The organism is Actinomycetospora soli (genome assembly GCF_021026295.1).
Lineage (GTDB): Bacteria > Actinomycetota > Actinomycetes > Mycobacteriales > Pseudonocardiaceae > Actinomycetospora > Actinomycetospora soli.
Window position 1 is genome coordinate 77,434 of sequence record NZ_JAJNDA010000009.1, and the last position, 21,440, is coordinate 98,873.

Consider the following 21,440-nt stretch of genomic DNA (forward strand, 5'->3'; position numbering starts at 1 on the left):
GATGAGCGACGCGCCCGACCGCCACGCCTGGAGCCGACCCGAGCCGGAACAGGTGGCGCCCGGCGTGCTGCGGGTCCCGCTCCCGCTGCCGATGGACGCGCTGCGGGCGGTCAACGTCTACGTGCTCGCCGAGCCCGGACGGCTGACCCTGGTGGACGGCGGCTGGACCCTGACGACCGCCCGCGAGGTGCTCGAGGGCGCGCTCGCCTCCTCCGGGGCCGCCATCTCCGACGTCGGCCGCTTCCTCGTCACGCACATGCACCGCGACCACTACACGCAGGCGGTCGCGCTGCGCCGCGAGACCGGAGCCGAGGTGCTCCTGGGCGCGGGCGAGCGGGACTCGCTGGAGCTCATGGCGACCCGACCCGCGCCGATGGGTGCGCAGCTCGCCGGGCTGCGGGTCGCCGGGGCGGGAGCGCTCGCCGACGAGATCGCGGGGACGATCCCCGCGCCGACCCCCGAGGAGATGGCCGACTACGCGCTGCCCGACCGCTGGCTCGACGACGGGGAACGCGTCGCGGTGGGCGACCGGACCCTGACCGCGCTCGAGACCCCCGGCCACACCCGCGGCCACCTGGTCTTCGAGGCCGACGGCACGGGGGACGCCGAGCCGCTGCTCTTCGCGGGGGACCACGTGCTGCCGCACATCACCCCGTCGATCGGCTTCGAGCCGGACGCCCGGCCGGGCGCCCTGCAGCGCTTCCTGACCTCCCTGGCGCGGCTGCGCGAGCGGCCCGACCGTCGCCTGCTGCCGGCCCACGGCCCGGTCGCGCCCAGCGTGCACGCGCGCGTCGACGCGCTGCTCGACCACCACGACGCCCGGCTGGCCGAGATCGAGCGGCACGTCGTGACCGGCGACGTCACGGCCGCCGAGGTCGCGCGCGCGATGACCTGGACGCGGCGGGAGAGCAAGCTCGACGACCTCGAGGGGTTCCACAAGGTGCTCGCGATCCTCGAGACCGACGCCCACCTCGAGGTGCTCGGCGCCCAGGGCCGGCTGCGGCGGGTCGTCGGCGAGGACGGCGTCGCCCGGCACGCGGTCGGGAGCTGACGGCCGGGCGGCCTCCGGCCGCACCCGTCGTCGGTGACGGGAACCGGGGCCTCACGCCGGGCGGTTACGCTGGAGAGCCCTCACAGGAGCAGGCACGCACGAGCGCGAACGAAGGTCGTCCTTGTCCCACCCCGCCTCCCCCGCAGCGCCGGAGATCGAGCCGGTCGGAGATCCGGTCGCCGCCGAGCAGCCGTACGTGACGATGCTCTACGGGCGGCTCGACGCGCGCCGCACGGAGACCGCCGGGCTGCTCGCGCGGGTGCTGCGCGACGAGACCACCGGCACGCCCCAGGCCGTCTCCGAGCGGGACGCGGCCGCGGCGATGTACTCCGAGCAGCTCGCGACGCTCTCCGCGGTCGAGGAGGGGCTGTGCTTCGGGCGGCTCGACGTCGAGCCCGAGGCCCTCCTCCCCCGGGGGGACGCGACGGCCGCCGACCCGGAGACGCCCGGTTTCGACCAGGAGACGGTGTACATCGGCCGGCTCGGACTCCTCGACGAGGACCACGACTACGAGCCGCTGCTCATCGACTGGCGCGCCCCCGTCGCGCGGCCGTACTACACCGCGACGGCCGCCAGCCCGGACGGCATCCGGCGTCGGCGCCACCTGCGCACCCGCAGCCGCAAGGTGCTCGCGGTCGACGACGAGATCCTCGACCTCGCCGAGGCCGCCGCCTCCGCGGGCGCCCAGCGCGGGGGGCTCACCGGCGAGGCCACCCTGCTGGCCGCGCTGACCGCCGGGCGCACCGGCCGGATGGGCGACATCGTCGCCACCATCCAGGCCGAGCAGGACCGCATCATCCGCTCCGGGGTCAACGGCGTCCTCGTCGTCGAGGGCGGCCCCGGCACCGGGAAGACCGCCGTCGCGCTGCACCGGGCGGCCTACCTGCTGTACACCCACCGCCGGCAGCTCGCGAAGCGCGGCGTGCTCGTCGTCGGGCCGAACCCGACCTTCCTGCGCTACATCGAGCAGGTCCTGCCGTCCCTCGGCGAGACCTCGGTGCTCCTGCAGACGGTCGGCGAGCTCTACCCCGGGCTGGCCGCGCAGGGGCACGAGGCGCCGGAGCGGTCGGCCCGCAAGGGCGACCTGGACATGGCGAAGGTCCTCGCCGCCGCCGTCCGGGACCGCCAGGAGCTGCCGCGTCGCCCCGTCCGGCTCGTCGTCGACGGGGAGCCGGTGGAGATCGACCGCGACCTCGTGGCGCAGGCCCGCACCCGGGCGCGCCGCACCCGGCGGCCGCACAACGACGCCAAGCGCACCTTCCTGCGGGAGGCCGTCGACCTGCTCGCGCGCCGCGAGCGCGACCGGATCTCGAGCCAGGGCTCGCACCCCGACGTGCCCGGGTCCGACCGGCGGCTGCTCGACCGGGGCGACCTCGCCGACATCCGGCAGACGATGCGGGACGACGCCGACCTCATGGCCGCGCTCGACGCCTTCTGGCCGACGCTGACCCCGCCGCAGCTGCTCGCGGACCTGTTCACCGACCCGAAGCGGATCACCGCCGCCACCCGGGGCTGGTCCGACGCCGACCGCGCGCTGCTGCGCCGCGACTCCGGCCCGCGCCACCCGCTCGACCCGCAGTGGTGGACGCCGGCGGACGCGGTCCTGCTCGACGAGGCCGCCGAGCTGCTCGGCGAGGACGACACCGCCGAGCGGGAGCGGGCGGAGCGCAAGCGCGAGGCCGACGAGGCCTACGCCGCCGGCGTGCTGGAGATCCTCGCGATGGAGGAGGACTGGGACCCGGAGCTGCTGCGCCCCACCGACGTCGTCGACGCCTCCGTGCTCGCCGACCGCAGCCGCGAGGTGTCCTACGCCAGCGCCGCCGAGCGGGCCGCCGAGGACCGCACGTGGACCTTCGGCCACGTCATCGTCGACGAGGCGCAGGAGCTCTCGCCCATGGCGTGGCGGGTGCTCATGCGCCGCTGCCCGAGCCGGTCGATGACGCTGGTCGGCGACGTCGCCCAGACCGGCGCCCGCGACGGCGCCTCGTCCTGGCACGCGGTGCTCTCGCCCTACGTCGCGGCCCGGTGGCGCCGCGAGTCGCTGACGGTCAACTACCGCACCCCGGCCGAGATCGCGGCCGTCGCGGCCGACGTGCTCGCCGCGATCGACCCCGGGCAGAAGCCGCCCGAGTCGGTCCGGGAGTCCGGGGTGGCGCCCCGCGCGGTCGCCACCGATCCCGAGGCGCTGGACCACCAGGTGGCCACCACCGCCCGGGCCGCCGCCGACGAGGTGGTCGACGCCGAGGGCAACGGCCGGGTGGCGGTGCTCGCGCCGGAGAGCCGGGTCGAGGCGCTGCGGTCGCGGCTGCTCGCCGACGGTCTCCTCGCCGGGGACGGTGCGGCCGCGGAGGACGAGCGCGGCGGCTCCGACCTCGAGGTGGCCGTCGTGGTCTCCACGGTGTCCGACGCCAAGGGCCTGGAGTTCGACGCCGTCGTGCTGGTCGACCCGGACGGGATGATCACGGAGTCGCCGCGCGGGCTCAACGACCTCTACGTGGCGCTCACCCGGGCGACCCGCTCGCTCGACGTCGTGCACCCCGGCCCGCTCCCGTCGGTGCTCGCGGCCCTCGGGCGCCCCGGGGTCGACACGCCCGGCGGCTGAGCCCTACCGGGCGGTCGGCGCAGCCGGGGCGTCCGCTCCGTCACGATCCGGACACCCCTGCTCACGGAGGCGTAACGACGCGCGTCCAGGACCCGACGTCGTCGTTGACCAGGGATGAACCCCGGACGGGTCCGTGCGTAGCGCGGACGCGGACCCGGGTACGGGGGGATGATGGACCCCGCGGAGAGGACAGGGGGTGGCGCCGTGAGCACGACCGAGGCCGGGCCGCCCACCGTCGTGGGGGGCCGCTACACCGTCGGCGACCTCATCGGCCGCGGCGGCGCCGCGGACGTCTACCGCGCCCGCGACGAGCTGCTGGGCCGCGACGTCGCGATCAAGATGTTCGGCACGGGCGGCGAGGTGGTCGCGGCGGCGAACGCCGAGGCCGAGCGGGCCCCCGACGAGGCGCCCGCTCCCGACGACGCCGCCGCGCGCTACGGCCGCGGGGACGGCGGCTCAGGGCCGCGCCCCTCGGCGCCGCCCGCCGAGCTCGTGGGGGACCTCGAGGAGGGCTCCGACGCCCGCAACCGCCGCGAGGTGCTCACGCTCGCCGCGCTGTCGCACCCCGGTCTCGTGACGGTCTACGACGTCGGCGACGACCGCGGCCGCGCCTACTTCGTCATGCAGCTCATCGAGGGGGACACCCTCGCCCAGCGGATCCGCCGCGGGCCGCTGCCGCTCGGCGACGTCGTCGCGCTCGGAGCCGCCCTCGCCGACGCGCTCGGCTACGTGCACCGCCGCGGCGTGGTGCACCGCGACGTCAAGCCCGGCAACGTCCTGCTCGACGCCGAGGGCCGCGCCCACCTCTCCGACTTCGGGATCGCCGCGGTGCGCGACGCCGCCCCGGTCACCGCCGCGGGCATGGTCATCGGCACGGCGTCCTACCTGAGCCCGGAGCAGGTGCGCGGCGAGTCGGTGACGCCCGCCGTCGACGTCTACGCCCTCGGTCTGGTGCTCATCGAGTGCCTCACCGGGCGCCGCGAGTACCCGGGCAACGCCCTCGAGGCCGCGGTCGCCCGCCTGCACCGCCGTCCCGCCGTGCCCACCCAGCTCCCCGACTCGCTGCGCACCCTGCTCGTCGCGATGACCGCGGACGAGCCGGCGGCCCGCCCCGAGGCCGACGAGGTGCTCGCCGCCATGCGGACCGTGTCCCGGGAGATCGGGCTCGACGCCGAGACGGTCCTGTCGCCGGCGTTGATGGCCGCCCCCACGGGCGCGGTCCCGCTCGCCGCCGGACCCGCCGCCCACGCCTCGGGGCCGCTGACCGCGGCCGGGGCGCCGACCGGACCCGCCGTCGTCGGTCCGCCGACCGGTGCGTCCACCTCTCCCGGGCGCCGGCGCGGGCTGCTCGTCGCGGTCGGGGTGGCGCTGGCCGCGGTGCTCGTGGCCGGGTCGGCGCTGGCGTACACCCTGGTGGCAGGGGCCCGCGCCACGCCGCTGCCGAGCGTGCCCAGCACGATCCCGCCGCCCCCGGCGCCCGCCGTCGTGGTGCCGACCACCACCGAGGCACCCGAGCGGGTGGAGTCGACCCGGCCGCGCGTGACGACCACGCGGGCCCGGGTGCGCACCACGACGCCGACCCCCACGCCGGTGGCGCCGGTCCCGGTGCCCGTGCCGCCGGTCGCCACGACCCCCGTCGCGCCGCCGGTGACCACCACCGAGGCGCCCCGGTCCGAGACCCCGCCGACGAGCGACCCGACGGCACCCGACTCGCCGGTCGCGCCCCGGCAGGCCCTCGCCGCGGGCGGCTGATCAGCTCAGGGGCCGCGTCGCGGCCTCGACCGAGAGCGGTGCCCCCGTCGGCAGCAGCCCGATGACGGCCTGCGGGGCCGCGGTGAGGGTCCCGCCCAGTCCGAGCGCGGCCGCGGTCGGCGCGTCGGGCACACCGTGGACGGAGCCGGTGGCCGCGACGACGACCAGGGCCCCGTCCTCCTCGCGCACCGCGATCCCCGTGCCGGGGAGCACCGCCCGGTCGGCGCGGTCGCCCGACCCGTCGGCCTGACGCAGGGCGACGCCCGGCGGCAGCGGGTCCGCCACCACGGTCACGCCCGCGCCGGGGCCCGCGCCGCGGTCGGCGCAGGCGGTCGGTGCCCGGTCCGGCGGCAGCGGCACGGGCGCCGGGTCGGGGTAGGCGGCGACGTCGACGGCCCGCGAGACGGGGGTGCTCGCCACCTGCGCGGGTGAGACCGTCGGGATCGGGACGCCGGCGAGCGCGGGGTCGTCGAGGCGGATCAGGCGCGCGAGGAGCTCGGGCACCACCTCGACGCCGTCGGTGAGCACCAGCAGGTAGGTGTCGGTGCTGCCGGCGCCGACGAGCCGGACGACGCCGCCGGCCCGCTCCCCGGCGAGGTCGACCGGCACCGGGGCGCCGCGGCGCGGGATCACGGGCGGCGTGATCGGCGGGGCCTCGGGCAGCGCGCTCAGGAACCCGCTGCTCGCGGGCCGCGGGAGCAGCCCGCCGAGTCCGAGGGCCTCCACGACGGCGGGTCGGGTGACGTCGAGCCGAGCCCGTGTGCCGCCGGAGACGAGCCACGTCCCGCCGGCCCGGTCCACCACGACGAGGCCCTCGGCCGGCGCGAGCGGACGCCCCGGCGGGCGGGGGCCGGCGAGCACCGTGGTCGTCGTGCGGGGGCGGGCCGCGTCGGGGACGGGGTCGGTGGTGTCGCAGACCGACCAGACCGCCGGCCCGGGGAGGTCGGGCGGCGGGAGCACGGGGGCGTCCACGATCCCGACCGGCCGGGCCCGCGGTGCGGCGGCGAGCACGTCGTCGTCGATCTCCACCGGGTCGGCCGGCACCGGTGCCCCGGCGACGGCCGCCGCCGCGAGCCGCGCCGACGCCAGGTTGGGGACCCCGATGAGGGCGGGCGGATCGGCCCGCGTCACCACGGCCAGCGCCCCGGACCGCTCGGCCACCACGATCGCCGCGGTGCGCCAGTCGGCCGGCCGGTGCACGGCCCCGATCACGGCGGCCGCCCCCAGCCCCAGCGCGGCGAGCAGCGCGCCCGCGATCGTGGCGCGGGAGTGGGAGCGCAGCGGGTCGACCGCCGGCGCCGGGTCGCGCCGGACGAGCGCCGAGGTGAGACGGCGGGCCGAGAAGCGTGCCGCGGCCACCTGACCCGTCGTCGCACCGCGGCGGCCGGGGGACTCGGGCGGGGCGGTCATGGTCCCGCCGATCGTGGCACACCGGCCGGGTGCGGGTGCCCTACTTCGGCGGACGCGGGGAGACGCGGAGGTGGATCGAGGCGTGCACGGCCTCGGTGCCGCGGTCGTCCCGGATCGCGACCTCCACCGTGACGTCCTCCTTGTCCGGGCCGAACTGCGGCGGGGTCGCCCACTGCGCGTCGGCGGTGACCGCGGTCTTCGCGGTGGCGAGGTAGCGGACCTCCATGCCGATCGGGATCCAGCGGTGGTGCGGCGGCACCGCGGCCTCGGCGAGCACCCCCATCGCGTACTCGGCGAGGTTGCACGAGGCGATGGCGTGCACGGTGCCGAGGTGGTTGTGCACGAGCCACCACTTCGCCATCCGCACCCGGCTGTGCTTCGCGTCGAGCTCGGAGATGACCGGGGCCGCCGTCAGGAAGTACGGCGCCCGCAGCCACACCGCGCCGCTGACGAGCAGCCGGCCGGGCAGTGAGCCGGAGAGACGGTTCCACGAGGACAGGACGGCGCTCATGCCCCGAGAACCTACTCATGGGTAACCGATGGTGCACACAGGTCCGGCGAGGAGGGTCGCGCCCGATGCGGTCCCTCCTCGTGCTCCTCGCCGCGCTCCTCGTGCTCGGGGCCGCGGCCGACGCCCCCGCGACGCCGCTCGCGCCCGTGTCCCTCGCCGTGCCGCCGATGGGAGTGAACGACTGGAACGCGACCGGCTGCACCGACGCGTTCGACGAGGCCTGGATGCACGCGCAGGCCGACGCGCTGGTGTCCACCGGTCTGCGCGACCTCGGCTACCGCGACGTCGACCTCGACGACTGCTGGGCGGCGCCGCAGCGCGTGGACGGCCGCCTCGTGGCCGATCCCGTCCGCTTCCCGCACGGCATCGCGGCCCTGGCCGACGACCTGCACGCCCGCGGTCTGCGTCTGGGCCTGTACACCAGCGCCGGGACCATGACCTGCGACCCGCGCGGGTTCCCGGCCTCCCTCGGTCACGAGACGGCCGACGCCGCGACCTTCGCGGCGTGGGGCGTGGACTACGTCAAGGAGGACGACTGCTCCACCGCAGGCACCGACGCGATCGCGCGCTACACCGCGATGGCGACCGCGCTGCGGGCCACCGGGCGCCCCGTCGTGTTCGCGGTCTGCGACAAGGGGAACTCGGCGCCGTGGCGCTGGGCGCCCGGGATCGCCCAGGTCTGGCGCACCACCCACGACGTGGCCGACGACTGGGGGTCCGTCGCGGACATCGTCCGTCGGACGACCGCGATCCCCGTCGTGCGCGGGAACGACCCGGACATGCTCGAGGTGGGGAACGGCGGCCTCACCCCGACCGAGCAGGCCACGCAGATGGCGGTCTGGTCGATGCTCGGCGCGCCGCTGCTGGCCGGCACCGACCTCGCCGCGGCGGCCCGGACCGACCCGGCGACGATCGCACTGCTCGGGAACCGCGTCCTCGTCGCGATCGACCAGGACCCGGCCTGGTCCACCCCCGCCGTGACCTGGGACGGGAACCGGCTGACCCTGCGCCGAGGCCTCGCGGACGGCCGCACCGCCGTCTCGGTGACGGCGCTCGGGGACGCCCCGGAGGCGGTGCCCGCCGGGGTCGCGGGACGCGACGTCGTGGCCGGGGGCACGGTGGCCCCGCGGACGGTGGTGCCCCCGCACGCCACCGTGGTCGTCGTCGGACGATTCCGGTGACCGGAACGTTCGACACTCTTCTGGTGCACAACGAGGGTTATGGAACATGACGGCCGGGCATCTCAGGAGCGCAGCGGCATGGCGCCGCGGACCTGGAGGAGCACCCGATGCCCAGCACCCCACGCCCCGAGCCGGTCGCCGTACCGGGTCTCCCGCTGCGCGAGTGCTCCCCGGCCGCTCTCGCCGAACGGCTCCTGCCGATCCTGCGCGAGCTGCCGTTCCCGGCGCGGCGCTGGCAGATCCTCACCGCCGGTGACCTCTACGGCTGCGACACGGTGACCCGCGAGCTGCTCGGCCGGGTGCCCGAGGCCGACTACGCCTCGGCCTCCGACGTCCTCGGGGTGCTCGCTGCGGTGCTCTCCGGCCGCCCGCTGCCGCTCACCCCCGCGATGCGCGGCCCCGTCCCGGCCGGGCGGGTCGCACGCCCGGTCGCCGGGCGCCCCGTCGCCCCGGCCCGGGTCCCGCACCGCGCCCTCGCCGCGAGGCGTCCCGCGTAGGTGCGCTTCGCGCGCGTGAGTAGTTCCGACGGTGACAGCCGTCAGAACTACTCACACGGCGCAGCCCCCTCGAGCGTCCACCGCCGGGCCACCGTCTCGAACGGCACCTCGACGGGATCGGGTCCGGCCACGAGCTCGTCGAGCCGTGCCCGGGCGGCGTCGAACACCTCCCGCTGCGCGGCAGGGTCCAGCTCGAGCACCCCGCTGTAGGTGCAGACCATGCCGGCGATCTCGTCGCGGGTCATCGTCCGGGTCCAGCGCACGTGGACCGCGGTGGGCGTGTCGTCGACGAACCCGTGCCCCTCGGGCAGCGTGCACGCGAAGCCGCGGCGGGAGAGGCGGGCGGACCCGTCGGTCGCGGCGCGCCCGATGGTGCGGACGTCGTCGACCCAGTCGACGGTCGGGTCCGCCCGGCTCCACAGCAGGCCCAGCGTGCCCCCGGGGCGCAGCACGCGGGCGATCTCGGCGGTGGCGGCCTCGGCGTCGAACCAGTGCCAGGCCGACGAGGCGAGCACGGCGTCGACGCTGCCGTCGCGCAGCGGCAGGTGCTCCGCGGCGCCCTGCGCGCGCGCCGCGCCGTCGACCCGGGCGAGCATCCGGGCGTCGGGCTCGATCGCGATCACGACGGCGGGCGGGGTCGGGCGGGCGAGGAGCGCGCGGGTCACGAGGCCGGTGCCCGCGGCGAGGTCGACGACGGTCGCGGCCCGCTCGGGCAGGACGCGGTCGAGGGCCTCGGGGTGCGGGGTGGGGCGGTAACGGTCGTAGTCCGCGGCGCGGAGGCCGAACGACGTTGCACGGGGCACGACCCGACGCTAGGCGTGCCGGGCGCCGTCGGAAACACCGCGCGTGGGACGTTCCGATCGTCCTAACCTCGGCCGATCGTCTCTGTCGGGGGGTGGCTCTACCGTGCGCGGCATGCGAGCGATCCGGCCGTTGCGGCACCCGGCGTACCGGTGGTTGGCGGGCAACCTCGCCTTCTCGGTCCTCGCCGAGGGCCTGTGGGTCGTGGCGCTGGTGTGGCAGGTCGTCGCGCTGGGTGGCGGGCCGGCGCAGCTGTCGGTGATCAGTGCCGCCCTGGCCGTCGGGGTCCTGGTCACGGCCCTGCCGGGCGGCGTCCTGGCCGACCGGGTGCCGCAGCGTCGGATCCTGGTCCTCGTGGCTGCCCTCCAGGCCGGGGCGGTCGGTGTGGTGGCGGCGCTGTCGGTCGCCGGCCTGCTCGGCTGCGCCGCCCTGACCGTCGCGGCCCTCCTGATCGGCGTCGCGGGCGGCCTCATGTTCCCGGCCTACTCCGCGCTGGTGCCGCGGCTGGTCCCCGCCGACGAGCTGCAGGCGGTCAACGGGCTGGAGGGCATGCTGCGGCCGGCGCTGCTCAACGCCGGCGGGCCCGCCCTCGCGGGCGTGGTCGTCGCCGCGGCCGGGCCCGGGCCGGCGCTGGCGGTGGTCGCCGCGGCCGCGGCCGCCGCGCTCGTCTGCGCGGTCGGACTGCCGCGTGCCGCCCCACCGGCCGCCGGGACCGGCGAGGAGAGCTCGACCGGCTCGCCGCTCGCCGACCTGCGCGAGGGCCTCCGCTACATGCTGCGCACCCGGTGGCTGCTGGTGACCCTGCTGTTCGCCTCGGCGATGATCCTCGTGGTGCTCGGGCCGATGGAGGTGCTGGTGCCCTTCGCGGTCAAGGACCGGGCGGGCGGCGGGCCGGCCGAGCACGCCTTCGTCCTCGCCATGTTCGGGCTCGGCGGGTTCGTCGGGTCGTTCCTCGCCGGGTCGATGCGCCCGCCGCGGCGCTACCTCACCGCGATGATCTCGGTGTGGGCGGTCGGCTGCCTGCCGATGGCGGTGTTCGGTCTCGCGGGCTCGCTGGCGCCGATGGCAGTGGCGGCGTTCGTCGTCGGGGTGCTGTTCAACGCCCCGCAGGTGCTGTGGGGGACGCTGCTGCAGCGGCGGGTCCCGCGCGCGCTGCTGGGGCGGGTGTCGAGTCTGGACTTCTTCGTCTCACTGGCGTTCATGCCGGTGTCGATGGCGTTGGCCGGGCCGGTGAGCACCGCGGTCGGGCTGACGCCGGTGTTCCTCGTCGCGGGGATCGCCCCGGTGCTGATCGGTGCGGTCGCGCTGCTGCTCGGGCGGCTCGGCCCGGACGAGCTCGCCCACCCCATGGACGGCTTGGACGGGGCCGACGCCGACGCCGACGGCCCGGCCACCGTGGTGGCCGGGCCGAGGGAGGAGGAGGTCAGCCCGCGGTCGGCGCGGTGAGGTCGTAGACCGTCTGCCCGCCGACGGTGGTCGCCGTGTAGTGCTCGGACACCCAGGTCGTGATCTGCGTGCCGACCGAGTCGGAGCCGCCCTGGCCGCCCATGCCGCCGCCGTCACCGGAGGCGAGCAGGTAGTGGACCTCGCCCGCGGCGACCATGGCCTGGAACTGCTCGAGGGTCGGCGCCGCGTCGGAGCCGCTCCACCCGCCGATCGCCATGACGGCCGTGCCGGTGGAGAGCTCCAGCGAGGCCGCGCTCTGCGAGCCGACCACCGCGGCCGACCAGGTGGTGCCGGCCTGCTGCAGCAGCGTGGTGAGCTCGGCGGAGGTCGTCAGGCCACCGGGGCCGCCCTGAGCGCCCCCGCCCTGGCCGCCCGGTTGCCCGGACCCGGCGTCGGGACGCTGACCCGAGGGCGGCTGACCCCCCTGCCCGCCCTGACCACCGGGTCCACCCTGACCGCCGGGACCGCCGCCCGCTCCGCCGTCGGCACTCGCCGGACCGGCCGAGACGATCGAGCCGGAGTGGGTCGTGGCGGCCGTGTCCAGCGCGTAGGCCACCGAACCGCCTGCCCCGGCCAGCACGGCCCCGACCAGCAGCACCGGCAGCGCGCGGTGCGCCCAGGCGCGGCGGGTCACCGCGCCGGCGAGCAGCCCGAGGACCGCGACGACGCCGACGACCGCGACGACCCAGCGCAGCCAGGGCAGGAACTCGGGCGTGCGACGCAGCAGCACGACGCTCCACGCGGTCGTGGCGGCGAGGGCGGCGACGAGCGCGAGGCGGGCGGTCCAGAGCTCGCGGCGGCGCCACAGCAGGCCCCCGCCGACGGCCAGGGTCCCGGCCAGACCCGGCGCCATCGCCACCGCGTAGTAGGCGTGCACGGTCCCGCTCATGAAGCTGAACACCAGCGCGTGCACCAGCAGCCAGCCGCCCCAGAGGACGAGCCCGGCCCGGGTGCGGTCGGTCCGCCCGGCCCGCCGCGTGATCCAGAGGCCCGCGACCAGCACGATCAGCGCGGCCGGCAGCAGCCAGCTGATCTGGCCGCCGAACGACTCGTTGAACATCCGGGTGATCCCGGTCGAGCCGCCGAAGCCGGTGTTGCCGGAGCCGCCGCCGGGGCCGCCGCTGCCGCCGCCGTTGCCCGAGCCGCCGAGGATGCGGCCGAGCCCGTTGTAGCCGAGCACGAGGTCGAGGAAGGAGTTGTCGGTCGAGCCGCCGATGTAGGGGCGCTCGGAGGCCGGCCACAGGTCGACCAGCAGCACGTACCAGCCGGTCGAGACGACCATGGCGACCAGACCGACCGCCAGCAGCGCGAGCCGCCGTCGCCAGGACACGGCGGCGGCCAGCACGATCACGGCGGCGAGCGCGGGCAGGACGAGCCAGGCCTGCAGCATCTTCGTCAGGAAGCCGAGGCCGAGCAGGGCGCCGGTCGCGGCGGTCCACCCGAGGCCGGCCCGGCGGTGCGCGACGTCGACCGCGCGGACCGTGGTGTACGCGGCGGCGGTCATGGCGAGCACGAGCAGGGCGTCGGGGTTGTTGAAGCGGAACATGAGGACCGCCACCGGCGTGAGCGCCAGCAGGGCCCCCGCCGCGAGCCCGGCACCGGGGCCGGCCCAACGGCGCACGGCCGCGCGCAGCAGGGCCACCGACGCGATGCCCATGAGCGCCTGCGGCACGAGCATCGACCACGCGCCGAAGCCGAACAGGCGTCCGGACAGACCCATGACCCACAGTGCGGCCGGGGGCTTGTCGACGGTGATGAAGTTCGACGCGTCCAGGGACCCGAACAGCCAGGCCTTCCACGACTGCGTGCCCGCCTGGACCGCGGCGGCGTAGAACTCGTTGGCGGTGCCGCTCGCGCCCAGGTCCCAGAGGTAGAGCAGGGCTGTCCCGACGAGCAGCGTCAGGAGCAGGGGGCGTTCCCAGGGCGGGGCGTCGTCCGGGCCGCGCCACCGGGCGCGGGGCGGGCGGGCGTGACGGGCCCCGGCCCGCGCGTCCGGCGCCGACCGGGGTGCCGGACGGGGTGCGGGCCGCGCGGCGGCACGCAGGTGGGTCGTCGTGGTCATGGTGTCGACCCTCGTGGCCGTCGATGTCCGGTTCCTGGGCCGTCGTTGTGGGGCGGCTGTGAGCGGCTGGACCGATCAGGTCTCGGGCGCGTGAGCTGTGCCGGCGCCGGATCACGATCGGGTCTCGACCTCGAGGGTTACGTCCGATCTCACGGTGACGATCGGGCGTGGACGGGGAACCATGACGAGGTGAGCGGAACCACGAACGGGCGGCGTGTGCGCGTGGCCCTGCGCGCCGTCGTCGTGGCGGTCTCGCTCGCCGTGCTCTCGGCCTCCGCGTTCGCCTGGGTACAGGTCCGTTTCCTGGATCGATCCACCGCGTCGGCCTCGGTGATCCAGGGAGCGGTGCCGGCGGGCCCCGCGGCCGAGCAGAACATCCTGCTGCTCGGCGTGGACAGCCGGACCGACCCGCAGGGCAACCCGCTCCCGCCGGACCTGCTCGCGGCCCTGCACGCGGGTGACACCGGCGACGGGGGCGACACCGCCGACTCCATCACCGTGGTGCACATCCCGGCCGGCGGCGGTCGGGCGACCGCGATCTCGATCCCGCGCGACTCCTACGTCCAGCTGGCCGACGGCTACGGGAAACACAAGATCAACTCGGCGTACTCGCGAGCGGCCGCGTTCACCACCGAGTCGCTCACCGAGAACTCCGCGGGCGGGGCCGCGACCTCGCCCTTCGCCCCGGAGTCGGCCGGCCCTGGCTCGCCCGACGACCCGGCCGTGCGACGCGCGGCCCTGGAGGCCGGCGCCCGCACCACGATCGCGACGGTCGAGGCCCTCACCGGGCTGCCGATCACCCACTACGCCTCGGTCAATCTCGCGGGCTTCGCCGACGTCAGCCAGGCCCTCGGCGGCGTGCCGGTGTGCCTGCGGGCCCCCGTCGACGACCCCTTCTCCGGGCTGCGCCTGCCCGCCGGCCCCCAGGAGGTCGCGGGCGCCGAGGCGCTCGCCTTCGTGCGGCAGCGCCACGGCCTCCCCGGCGGCGACCTCGACCGGATCACGCGCCAACAGACCTTCCTCGCGAGCGCGACCCGGCAGCTCCTCTCGGCCGGCACGCTCGCGAACCCGTTCGCCCTCGACCGGCTCACGGGCGTCCTGTCCCGCTCGGTGACCCTCGACGCGAACTGGGACGTGCTCTCCTTCGCCGGGCAGCTGCAGGGCCTGACGGCGGGCGCGGTCACCTTCCGCACCATCCCCACCGGCGACACCGAGCTCGCCACCGCCTCCGACGGCACCGCCGTGGAGGTCGACCCGGTGGCCGTCCGACAGTTCGTCGACGACTCGATCGCGGTCGACGGCGGCCGGCCGCTGCCGGTCCCGCAGCCGATCGGCTGGTCGGACGCCGCGCGGGAGCACGCGGCCGAGGCGGGGGACGACGGGGCCTCCGACGAGGACCGGACCGTCCCGACGACGGGTGCGGTCGCGGCGCCCGTGCCGGTCACGCCGCCGATCACCGCCGCGGCGCCGGGGTGCATCAACTGAGCGCTGGCGTCGGGGCCGCGGTCCTGGTGCGATGGGCGCTCGGTGACCGGCAGTCCCAGGAGGCGCGATGCTGACCCGGATCGACCTGAACGCCGACGCGGGGGAGAGCCTCGGGCTCTGGACGCTCGGGCACGACACCGCGCTCATGGAGCACGTGACCTCGGTGAACGTCGCCTGCGGCTACCACGCGAGCGACCCGGTGACGATGCGCGAGGCGGTGCGCACCGCCGCCGCGACGAACACCGCGATCGGGGCCCACCCGGGCCTGCCCGACCTCGTGGGCTTCGGCCGCCGGCGCATGGCGCTGCGCCCGGACGAGGCCGCGCAGATCGTCGTCTACCAGGTGGGGGCCCTGCAGGCGACGGCTGCGGTGGAGGGCGCCGAGGTGGTGCACGTGAAGCCGCACGGCGCCCTCTACGGCATGGCGCTGACCGACGACGCCATCACCACCGCGATCACCGAGGCCGTGCTGCGCCTCGACCCGGACCTGATGCTGTTCTGGCTCGCCGGGCCCACCGCCGACCTCGCGCGCTCCCTCGGCGCGAAGGTGGCCCGCGAGGGGTTCGCCGACCTCGAGTACGACGACGAGGCCCACATCATCGTCGAGCCCCGGCCGATGGCGAAGGACCCGGCCGCCGTCGCGCAGCAGGCCGTGGACCTGCTGGAGGGGCACGTGACCTCGACGTCCGGGAAGCACCTGGACGTCGAGGTCGACACCATCTGCCTGCACGGCGACCGCCCGAACTCGCCGGACATCTGCGCGGCGATCGTCGCGCGGTTCGACGAGCTGGGCGTCGAGCGGGTGCCCGCGCTGCAGCTCGTCTAGCCGAGGAGCCGCTCGAGGGTCGTGATGTCGTGGGTGCCGTCGACGAGCGCGGGCTCGTCGACGAGGCGCCGGTGCAGCCCGAGCGTGGTCGGCACCCCCTCGACGCGGTACTCGGCGAGCGCGCGGCGGGCCCGGGCGAGGGCCGTCGCGCGGTCCGGTCCCCAGACCGCGAGCTTCGCGACCATCGAATCGTAGAACGGCGGGATCACGTCGCCGACGGCGAGCGCGGTGTCCACCCGCACGCCCGGGCCGCCGGGCAGCTCGAGCGCGGTGATCTCGCCGGGGCTGGGCAGGAAGTCGTCGTCGGGGTCCTCGGCGTTGACCCGGAACTCGACGGCGCTGCCGCGGACCGCCACCTCGTCCTGGGTCACCGAGAGCGGGCGGCCGTCGGCGACGCGCAGCTGCTCGGCGACGAGGTCCACCCCGGTAACCAGCTCACTGACCGGGTGCTCGACCTGGATGCGGGTGTTCATCTCGATGAAGAAGAACTCCCCCTCCTCGACGAGGAACTCCACCGTGCCGGCGCCGACGTATCCGACCTCCCGGGCGAGGTCCGCGGCCGCGGTGCACATCCGCTCCCGCAACGCCGGGTCGAGCCCGGGCGCGGGCGCCTCCTCCACCAGCTTCTGCCGCCGGCGCTGCAGCGAGCAGTCCCGCTCGCCGACGTGCACCACCGCGCCGTGGCGGTCGGCGAGCACCTGCACCTCGACGTGCTTGGGGGCCCGCAGCATCCGCTCCAGGTAGACCGCGTCCGACCCGAACGCCGACGCCGCCTCGCGGCGGGCCTCGTCGACCACGCGCCGCAGCTCGTCGTCGTCCGACGCCGGACGGATGCCGCGGCCCCCGCCGCCCGCGGACGCCTTGACCAGGACCGGGTAGCCGACCTCGGCGGCCGCCGCGACCGCGTCGTCGACCGAGGCGACCACCCCGCTGCCGGGCACCACCGGCACCCCGGCCGCCTGCGCCGTCGCGCGGGCGGTCGCCTTGTCGCCCATCCGCTCGATGACCTCGGCCGCGGGGCCGACCCAGGTGAGGCCGGCGTCGGCGACGGCGCGGGCGAAGGCGGCGTTCTCGGAGAGGAAGCCGTAGCCGGGGTGGACGGCGTCCGCGTCCGACTCCCGCGCGGCCGCGAGGAGCGCCTCGGCGTTGAGGTAGCTCTTCCCGGCCGACGACTTCCCGACGTGCACGGCCGCGTCGGCGTGCCGCACGTGCGCGGCGCCGGCGTCCGCGTCGGAGTACACGGCCACCGCGCGCAGCCCGAGGTCCCGGCAGGCCCGCACGACCCGCAGGGCGATCTCGCCGCGGTTGGCGACCAGGACCGACCTGATCGTCACGTGTCCAGCTCCACCAGCTCCTGACCGATGGTCACCTCGTCCTCGTCGTCCACGTGCCAGGTCGAGACCGTGCCCGCGGCGTCCGCCTTCACCTCGCGGTAGGTCTTCATCACCTCGATCAGCCCGATGACGTCGCCCTCGGCGACCGTGGCGCCGTCGGCGACGTAGGGCTCGGCGTCGGGGGAGGGCTTGCGGTAGAAGACGCCCGGGGTCTTCGCGGTGATGGTGTGTCCCATGGGTGCTCCTCAGGCCAGCGCGGTGCGGATGCGGTCGAGCTGGGCGGCCCGGTCGCGGCGGATGGTCAGGGCCTCGTCGAGGTCGACGGCGACGAAGCGCGTGCGGTCGCCGGTCTTGGTCTGGGCGAGGCGGTCGCGGTCGACCGAGACGACGGTGCCGAGGGTGGCGTAGCCGCCCCCGGTGACCGCGTCCTGCAGCAGGACGATCGGCTCCACCCCGCCGGGGACCTGGACCGACCCGACGGGGTAGCCGCAGTCGGTGACGTTGGCCGGGTCGCTGCCCGCCCCGAACGGCTGCTCGCGCGGCACGAACTCCAGCTCCGCCCCGCGGTAGCGGTACCCGACCCGGTTGGCGTCGGGCGTCACCTTCCAGGCGGTGTCGGTGAACCGCTCGAGGCTGTCCGGGGTGAGCCGGTAGCTGTGCAGGCCCACGAGCAGGCGCAGCTCGGCGATCTCCGGGTAGGTCGGCACGTCGTCGTCGGACAGCCGCCGGCCCGCCCGCGGGGACACGGCGTCGTCGCCCAGGGTCAGCTCGTCGCCCTCGGCGAGGCCACGGCCGCCGAAGCCGCCCATCCCGACGAGGGTGTAGGTCGAGCGGCTGCCGTAGACCGCCGGGACGTCGATGCCGCCCGCGACCGCGACGTAGGGCCGCGCCCCGCCCGTGAGCTGCCCGAAGGCGAGGGTCTGCCCCGCCCGGACCGCGACCGACTCCCACGTGGGGACCGCCTCGCCGTCGAGCGTGGCCGGGATGTCCGCGCCGGTCACCGCGATCACGGTGTCCGCGGTGAACTCCAGCGTCGGGCCGAGGTAGACCGCCTCCAGCGCCGCGGCGCCGGGCGCGTTGCCCACCAGGGCGTTGCCCACGTGGTAGGCGAACGAGTCCAGCGCCCCGGAGGGCGGGAAGCCGATCGCGTAGTGCCCGAAGCGGCCGGTGTCCTGCACGGTCGTCTCGAGGCCGGGGTCGTGCACGAGGATGCTCATCGGTACAGGGCCTCCAGCATCGCGGCGTTCGTGCCGTCCGGGTCGGCGAGGAAACGGCTCGGCGAGAAGTCCACGGGGGCGGTGCGGTAGCGCCACTGCTTCGCGGCGACCTGCTCGCGGACCTCGTCGTACCCGGCCTCGTCGACGCGACGGAAGTTGATGACGTCGCCGTGGCGGAAGAACACCACGGAGTCGTTCTCCGCGAAGTCCGGCTGCTCCTGCGCGGCGTCGAAGATCGGGGCCGGGGCGGAGCCGAACAGCTGGTACCCGCCGGCGCCCTTCACCGGGTAGATCACCGCGAACGCGCCCCCGAAACCGAAGGCGCGCTCCGGGGTCTCGGTCCGCGGCCGGATGTACTTCGGCACCTCGACCTGGCGTTCCCGGGGGACGAGCTGGAAGCACCAGGGCAGGCCGGGGACGAACCCCATCATCGTGACGAGGTACGGCGAGCCGGCGAGTGCGTCGATGAACGCCTCGGTGGTGTCGTAGCCGTTGATCCGGGCCCCGTAGTCGAGGTCGGTGCCGTTCGGGTCCTGGTGGCGGTCCCGGAACTTCATGAGGACCTCGTGGGTCCACGGGTCGTTCAGCATGATCGGCACGTCGACGATGCGGGTGTCGATGGTGAACGACGGGTCCGCGGACGCCTTGTCCCCGACCTCGGACTCGATGCGCTGCAGCTCCCGCACGAGGTCGCGCGGGTGGAGCCGGTCGGGGTCGACCCGCACCATGTACGACGCGTTCGACGGGCAGATCTCCTCGACGCCCGGGATCGCCTCCTCGGCGAGGCGCCGCGTGATCGCCAGCGCGGTGAAGTGCGCGGGCAGGCTCATCGCGGTGGACACCTCGGCGTAGACGAACTCGTCGCCGCCGTGGTCGTAGCGGATGCCCTCGTGCTCGGCCATCAGGACACCTTGGCCGCGTCGGCGAGGGCGCGCCAGACCTGCTGCGGCGTCGTCGGCATGTCGAGGTGGGTCACCCCGCGTGCCGCGACCGCGTCGATCACCGCGTTCACGACGGCGGGGGAGGACCCGATGGCCCCCGACTCGCCGATGCCCTTGACGCCCATCGGATTGGTCGGCGACGGCGTGACCCGCTGCTCGAGGTCGAAGCCCGGCAGGTCGGAGGCCGCGGGGATGGCGTAGTCGGCCATCGTCGCGGTCGTCGGCTGCCCGGCCTCGTCGTAGGTGGCGTGCTCGTAGAGCGCCTGCGCGATGCCCTGCGCGATGCCGCCGTGCAGCTGCCCGTCGACGATCGTCGGGTTGACGATCCGCCCGCAGTCGTCGACGGCGACGAACCGGCGGATCGTCGTGAAGCCGGTCTCGGTGTCCACCTCGACCACGCAGACGTGCGTGCCGAACGGCCACGTGAAGTTCGGCGGGTCGAAGTGGTAGTCGGCCGTGAGGTTCGGCTCCATGCCCTCGGGCAGATTCGCGGCGAGGGAGGCCGCCCCGGCCACCTCCTGGATGGTCACCGCGGCGTCGGTGCCCCGCACCGCGAACCGGCCGTCGGCGAAGTCGAGGTCCTCCTCGGCGGCCTCGAGCAGGTGCGCCGCGATCGTCCGGGCCTTCGAGACCACCTTCTCGGCGGCTCCGAACACCGCGGTCCCGCCGACGGCGAGGCTGCGCGATCCGTAGGTGTCGCGGCCGAACGGCGCGATCATCGTGTCCGAGTGCAGCACCTCGATGTCGGCGGGATCGATGCCGAGGGCGTCGGCGGTGATCTGCGCCCACGCCGTCTCGTGGCCCTGGCCGTGCGGGCTGGTGCCGGTGACCACCTCGGCCCGCCCGGCGGTCGTCATGCGGACGGTCGCGGCCTCCCAGCCGCCGGACTGCAGCCGGACGCCCGCCGCCACCTTGGACGGGGAGAGCCCACCGGACTCGGTGAAGTTGCCGATCCCGATGCCCAGCTCGACGTGGTCGCCCCGGCGGCGGCGCTCGGCCTGCTCGGCGCGCAGGGCGTCGTAGTCGACGAGCTCGAGCGCCCGGCGCATGCAGGGCTCGTAGTCCCCGGAGTCGTAGAGCACCCCGCTCGGCACCGTGCGCGGCTCGGAGAACGCCGGGTGCAGGTTGCGCAGCCGCAGTTCGGCGGGGTCCATCTCCAGCGCGCGGGCGAGGTCGTCGAGGATGCGCTCGTGGGCGTAGGCCGCCTCCGAGCGGCCCGCGCCGCGGTAGGCGTCGGTCGGGGTGAGGTTGGTGAACACCCCGCGGCACTCGAAGTCGTAGGCGCCGAAGTCGTAGAGCCCGCAGTAGGTGAACGCGCCGAACACGGCGATGCCGGGCGTGAGCAGCTGCAGGTAGGCGCCCATGTCGGCGACCAGCCGGATGCGCATGCCGAGGATGCGGCCGTCCTTCGTCGCCCCGACGGTCATGTACTGGACCTGACCGCGCCCGTGGGTGGTGGCGACGTGGTGCTCGGACCGGGTCTCGGTCCACTTCACCGGCTTCCGCAGCCGCCGCGCGAGGACGAGGGCCAGTGCCTCCTCGGCGTAGACGTTGAGCTTCGCGCCGAACCCACCGCCGACGTCGGGGGCGACGACGCGGAGCTTGGTGTCGGACACCCCGCAGATCGCCGCGAGGATGTCGCGGACGAAGTGCGGCACCTGCGTCGCGGTGTGGACGGTGAAGCCGCCGCCGTACGCGTCGGGCGTGACGACCACGGCGCGCGTCTCCATCGGGCTCGGCAGCACGCGCTGCTGCACGTAGCGGCCCTCGACGACGACGTCGGCCTCGGCGAACGCCGCGTCGACGTCCCCGACGGCGAGCGGCCAGGTGTAGCAGTGGTTGGTGCCGAACTGCTCGTGCACCAGTGGCGCGCCCGGCTCCAGCGCGGCCTCCACGTCCACGACGGCGGGCAGCTCGTCGTAGTCGACGACCACCAGTTCGCTCGCGTCGCGGGCCGCCGTCGGGCTCGTCGCCACGACGACCGCGACGCCGTCCCCGACGTGGTTGACCTCCCCGCGGGCCAGCGGCATGTGCTCGGGCACGAGGATGTCCTCGGTGACCGGCCACCCCGTCGGGATGCCGGCGACGAACTCGCCGGCGACGTCCTCGCCGGTGAGCACCGCGACCACGCCCGGGTGCTCCCGCGCGGCCGTGGTGTCGATCCCGGTGATCCGGGCGTGGGCCACGGGGCTGCGGACGATCGCGAGGTGCACGGTGCCGGGCGGGGTGATGTCGTCGGTCCAGGTCCCCCGACCGGTGAGGAGGGCCTCGTCCTCCCGGCGCGGGAGGCTCTGTCCGACGAAGGGCGATCTGGTCTGGGTCAC

Annotated in this window: 17 protein-coding genes; 8 read left to right on the forward strand and 9 right to left on the reverse strand. The window is 75.8% G+C overall.

The features are described 5' to 3' along the window. Position 1 precedes the first annotated feature (1 nt). From LN037_RS16200 to LN037_RS16210, 3 genes are all read left to right on the forward strand, one after another. Positions 2 to 1,051 (forward strand): MBL fold metallo-hydrolase, encoded by a 1,050-nt coding sequence (locus LN037_RS16200; RefSeq protein WP_230754393.1) that lies wholly within the window; start codon positions 2 to 4, stop codon positions 1,049 to 1,051. Positions 1,052 to 1,172: 121 nt separating this feature from the next. Further along, complete coding sequence (locus LN037_RS16205; RefSeq protein ID WP_230754395.1) at positions 1,173 to 3,653, forward strand: HelD family protein; 2,481 nt, start codon at positions 1,173 to 1,175, stop codon at positions 3,651 to 3,653. 204 nt (positions 3,654 to 3,857) lie between these two features. Then, positions 3,858 to 5,405 carry a serine/threonine-protein kinase gene (locus LN037_RS16210; protein WP_230754397.1) on the forward strand — a complete coding sequence of 516 codons (1,548 nt, stop codon included), beginning with the start codon at positions 3,858 to 3,860 and terminating at the stop codon, positions 5,403 to 5,405. Here the strand turns inward: LN037_RS16210 and eccB are convergent, their stop codons facing one another. Together eccB and LN037_RS16220 are read right to left on the reverse strand one after the other, a co-directional pair. After that, positions 5,406 to 6,815: a type VII secretion protein EccB gene (eccB, locus tag LN037_RS16215; RefSeq protein WP_230754399.1), complete on the reverse strand. Its 1,410-nt coding sequence runs from the start codon at positions 6,813 to 6,815 to the stop codon at positions 5,406 to 5,408. A gap of 40 nt (positions 6,816 to 6,855) precedes the next feature. Next, a complete protein-coding gene (locus LN037_RS16220) occupies positions 6,856 to 7,326 on the reverse strand; it encodes a hotdog fold domain-containing protein (RefSeq protein WP_230754401.1) in 471 nt (156 codons plus the stop codon). Between the two features lie 65 nt (positions 7,327 to 7,391). Between LN037_RS16220 and LN037_RS16225 the strand changes: the two genes are divergently transcribed. Both LN037_RS16225 and LN037_RS16230 read left to right on the forward strand, forming a co-directional pair. Beyond that, the gene (locus LN037_RS16225; protein ID WP_230754403.1) at positions 7,392 to 8,507 is read left to right on the forward strand and encodes a glycoside hydrolase family 27 protein; all 1,116 of its coding nucleotides are present in this window, start codon (positions 7,392 to 7,394) and stop codon (positions 8,505 to 8,507) included. Positions 8,508 to 8,614: 107 nt separating this feature from the next. Continuing rightward, positions 8,615 to 9,004 (forward strand): hypothetical protein, encoded by a 390-nt coding sequence (locus LN037_RS16230; protein ID WP_230754405.1) that lies wholly within the window; start codon positions 8,615 to 8,617, stop codon positions 9,002 to 9,004. Between the two features lie 47 nt (positions 9,005 to 9,051). Here the strand turns inward: LN037_RS16230 and LN037_RS16235 are convergent, their stop codons facing one another. After that, on the reverse strand, positions 9,052 to 9,807 hold the full coding sequence (locus LN037_RS16235; protein WP_230754407.1) for a class I SAM-dependent methyltransferase: 756 nt from the start codon (positions 9,805 to 9,807) through the stop codon (positions 9,052 to 9,054). A gap of 112 nt (positions 9,808 to 9,919) precedes the next feature. On the opposite strand from LN037_RS16235, the gene LN037_RS16240 reads away from it, so the two are divergent. Further along, the gene (locus LN037_RS16240; protein ID WP_230754409.1) at positions 9,920 to 11,251 is read left to right on the forward strand and encodes an MFS transporter; all 1,332 of its coding nucleotides are present in this window, start codon (positions 9,920 to 9,922) and stop codon (positions 11,249 to 11,251) included. On the opposite strand, the gene LN037_RS16245 is transcribed toward LN037_RS16240, so the two are convergent. Beyond that, positions 11,229 to 13,313 carry a glycosyltransferase family 39 protein gene (locus LN037_RS16245; protein WP_230754411.1) on the reverse strand — a complete coding sequence of 695 codons (2,085 nt, stop codon included), beginning with the start codon at positions 13,311 to 13,313 and terminating at the stop codon, positions 11,229 to 11,231. The genes LN037_RS16240 and LN037_RS16245 overlap by 23 nt on opposite strands. A gap of 189 nt (positions 13,314 to 13,502) precedes the next feature. Between LN037_RS16245 and LN037_RS16250 the strand changes: the two genes are divergently transcribed. Beyond that, complete coding sequence (locus LN037_RS16250) at positions 13,503 to 14,798, forward strand: LCP family protein (RefSeq protein WP_230754413.1); 1,296 nt, start codon at positions 13,503 to 13,505, stop codon at positions 14,796 to 14,798. A 67-nt stretch (positions 14,799 to 14,865) separates the two neighbouring features. Next, complete coding sequence (locus LN037_RS16255; protein WP_230754415.1) at positions 14,866 to 15,624, forward strand: LamB/YcsF family protein; 759 nt, start codon at positions 14,866 to 14,868, stop codon at positions 15,622 to 15,624. Here LN037_RS16255 and LN037_RS16260 read toward each other — a convergent pair. Genes LN037_RS16260 through LN037_RS16280 form a run of 5 tightly spaced genes read right to left on the reverse strand, consistent with a single transcriptional unit; the run spans position 15,621 to position 21,440 of the window. After that, the gene (locus LN037_RS16260; protein WP_230754417.1) at positions 15,621 to 16,958 is read right to left on the reverse strand and encodes an acetyl-CoA carboxylase biotin carboxylase subunit; all 1,338 of its coding nucleotides are present in this window, start codon (positions 16,956 to 16,958) and stop codon (positions 15,621 to 15,623) included. The genes LN037_RS16255 and LN037_RS16260 overlap by 4 nt on opposite strands. Next, positions 16,955 to 17,194, reverse strand: a complete 240-nt coding sequence (locus tag LN037_RS16265) for an acetyl-CoA carboxylase (RefSeq protein ID WP_230754419.1) — start codon at positions 17,192 to 17,194, stop codon at positions 16,955 to 16,957. Before LN037_RS16265 ends, LN037_RS16260 begins: the two co-directional genes overlap by 4 nt. A gap of 9 nt (positions 17,195 to 17,203) precedes the next feature. Next, positions 17,204 to 18,175, reverse strand: a complete 972-nt coding sequence (locus LN037_RS16270) for a 5-oxoprolinase subunit C family protein (protein ID WP_230754420.1) — start codon at positions 18,173 to 18,175, stop codon at positions 17,204 to 17,206. Further along, the gene (locus LN037_RS16275) at positions 18,172 to 19,077 is read right to left on the reverse strand and encodes a 5-oxoprolinase subunit B family protein (RefSeq protein ID WP_230754421.1); all 906 of its coding nucleotides are present in this window, start codon (positions 19,075 to 19,077) and stop codon (positions 18,172 to 18,174) included. Before LN037_RS16275 ends, LN037_RS16270 begins: the two co-directional genes overlap by 4 nt. Beyond that, positions 19,077 to 21,440 (reverse strand): xanthine dehydrogenase family protein molybdopterin-binding subunit, encoded by a 2,364-nt coding sequence (locus LN037_RS16280; protein ID WP_230754422.1) that lies wholly within the window; start codon positions 21,438 to 21,440, stop codon positions 19,077 to 19,079. Before LN037_RS16280 ends, LN037_RS16275 begins: the two co-directional genes overlap by 1 nt.

Coding starts and splice junctions, on each gene's coding strand:
- LN037_RS16270 (WP_230754420.1), bottom strand. CDS start 18,175: ATGAGCATCCTCGTGCACGACCCCGGCCTCGAGACGACCGTGCAGGAC.
- LN037_RS16245 (WP_230754411.1), bottom strand. CDS start 13,313: ATGACCACGACGACCCACCTGCGTGCCGCCGCGCGGCCCGCACCCCGT.
- LN037_RS16220 (WP_230754401.1), bottom strand. CDS start 7,326: ATGAGCGCCGTCCTGTCCTCGTGGAACCGTCTCTCCGGCTCACTGCCC.
- eccB (WP_230754399.1), bottom strand. CDS start 6,815: ATGACCGCCCCGCCCGAGTCCCCCGGCCGCCGCGGTGCGACGACGGGT.
- LN037_RS16200 (WP_230754393.1), top strand. CDS start 2: ATGAGCGACGCGCCCGACCGCCACGCCTGGAGCCGACCCGAGCCGGAA.
- LN037_RS16275 (WP_230754421.1), bottom strand. CDS start 19,077: ATGGCCGAGCACGAGGGCATCCGCTACGACCACGGCGGCGACGAGTTC.
- LN037_RS16230 (WP_230754405.1), top strand. CDS start 8,615: ATGCCCAGCACCCCACGCCCCGAGCCGGTCGCCGTACCGGGTCTCCCG.
- LN037_RS16265 (WP_230754419.1), bottom strand. CDS start 17,194: ATGGGACACACCATCACCGCGAAGACCCCGGGCGTCTTCTACCGCAAG.
- LN037_RS16240 (WP_230754409.1), top strand. CDS start 9,920: ATGCGAGCGATCCGGCCGTTGCGGCACCCGGCGTACCGGTGGTTGGCG.
- LN037_RS16225 (WP_230754403.1), top strand. CDS start 7,392: ATGCGGTCCCTCCTCGTGCTCCTCGCCGCGCTCCTCGTGCTCGGGGCC.
- LN037_RS16255 (WP_230754415.1), top strand. CDS start 14,866: ATGCTGACCCGGATCGACCTGAACGCCGACGCGGGGGAGAGCCTCGGG.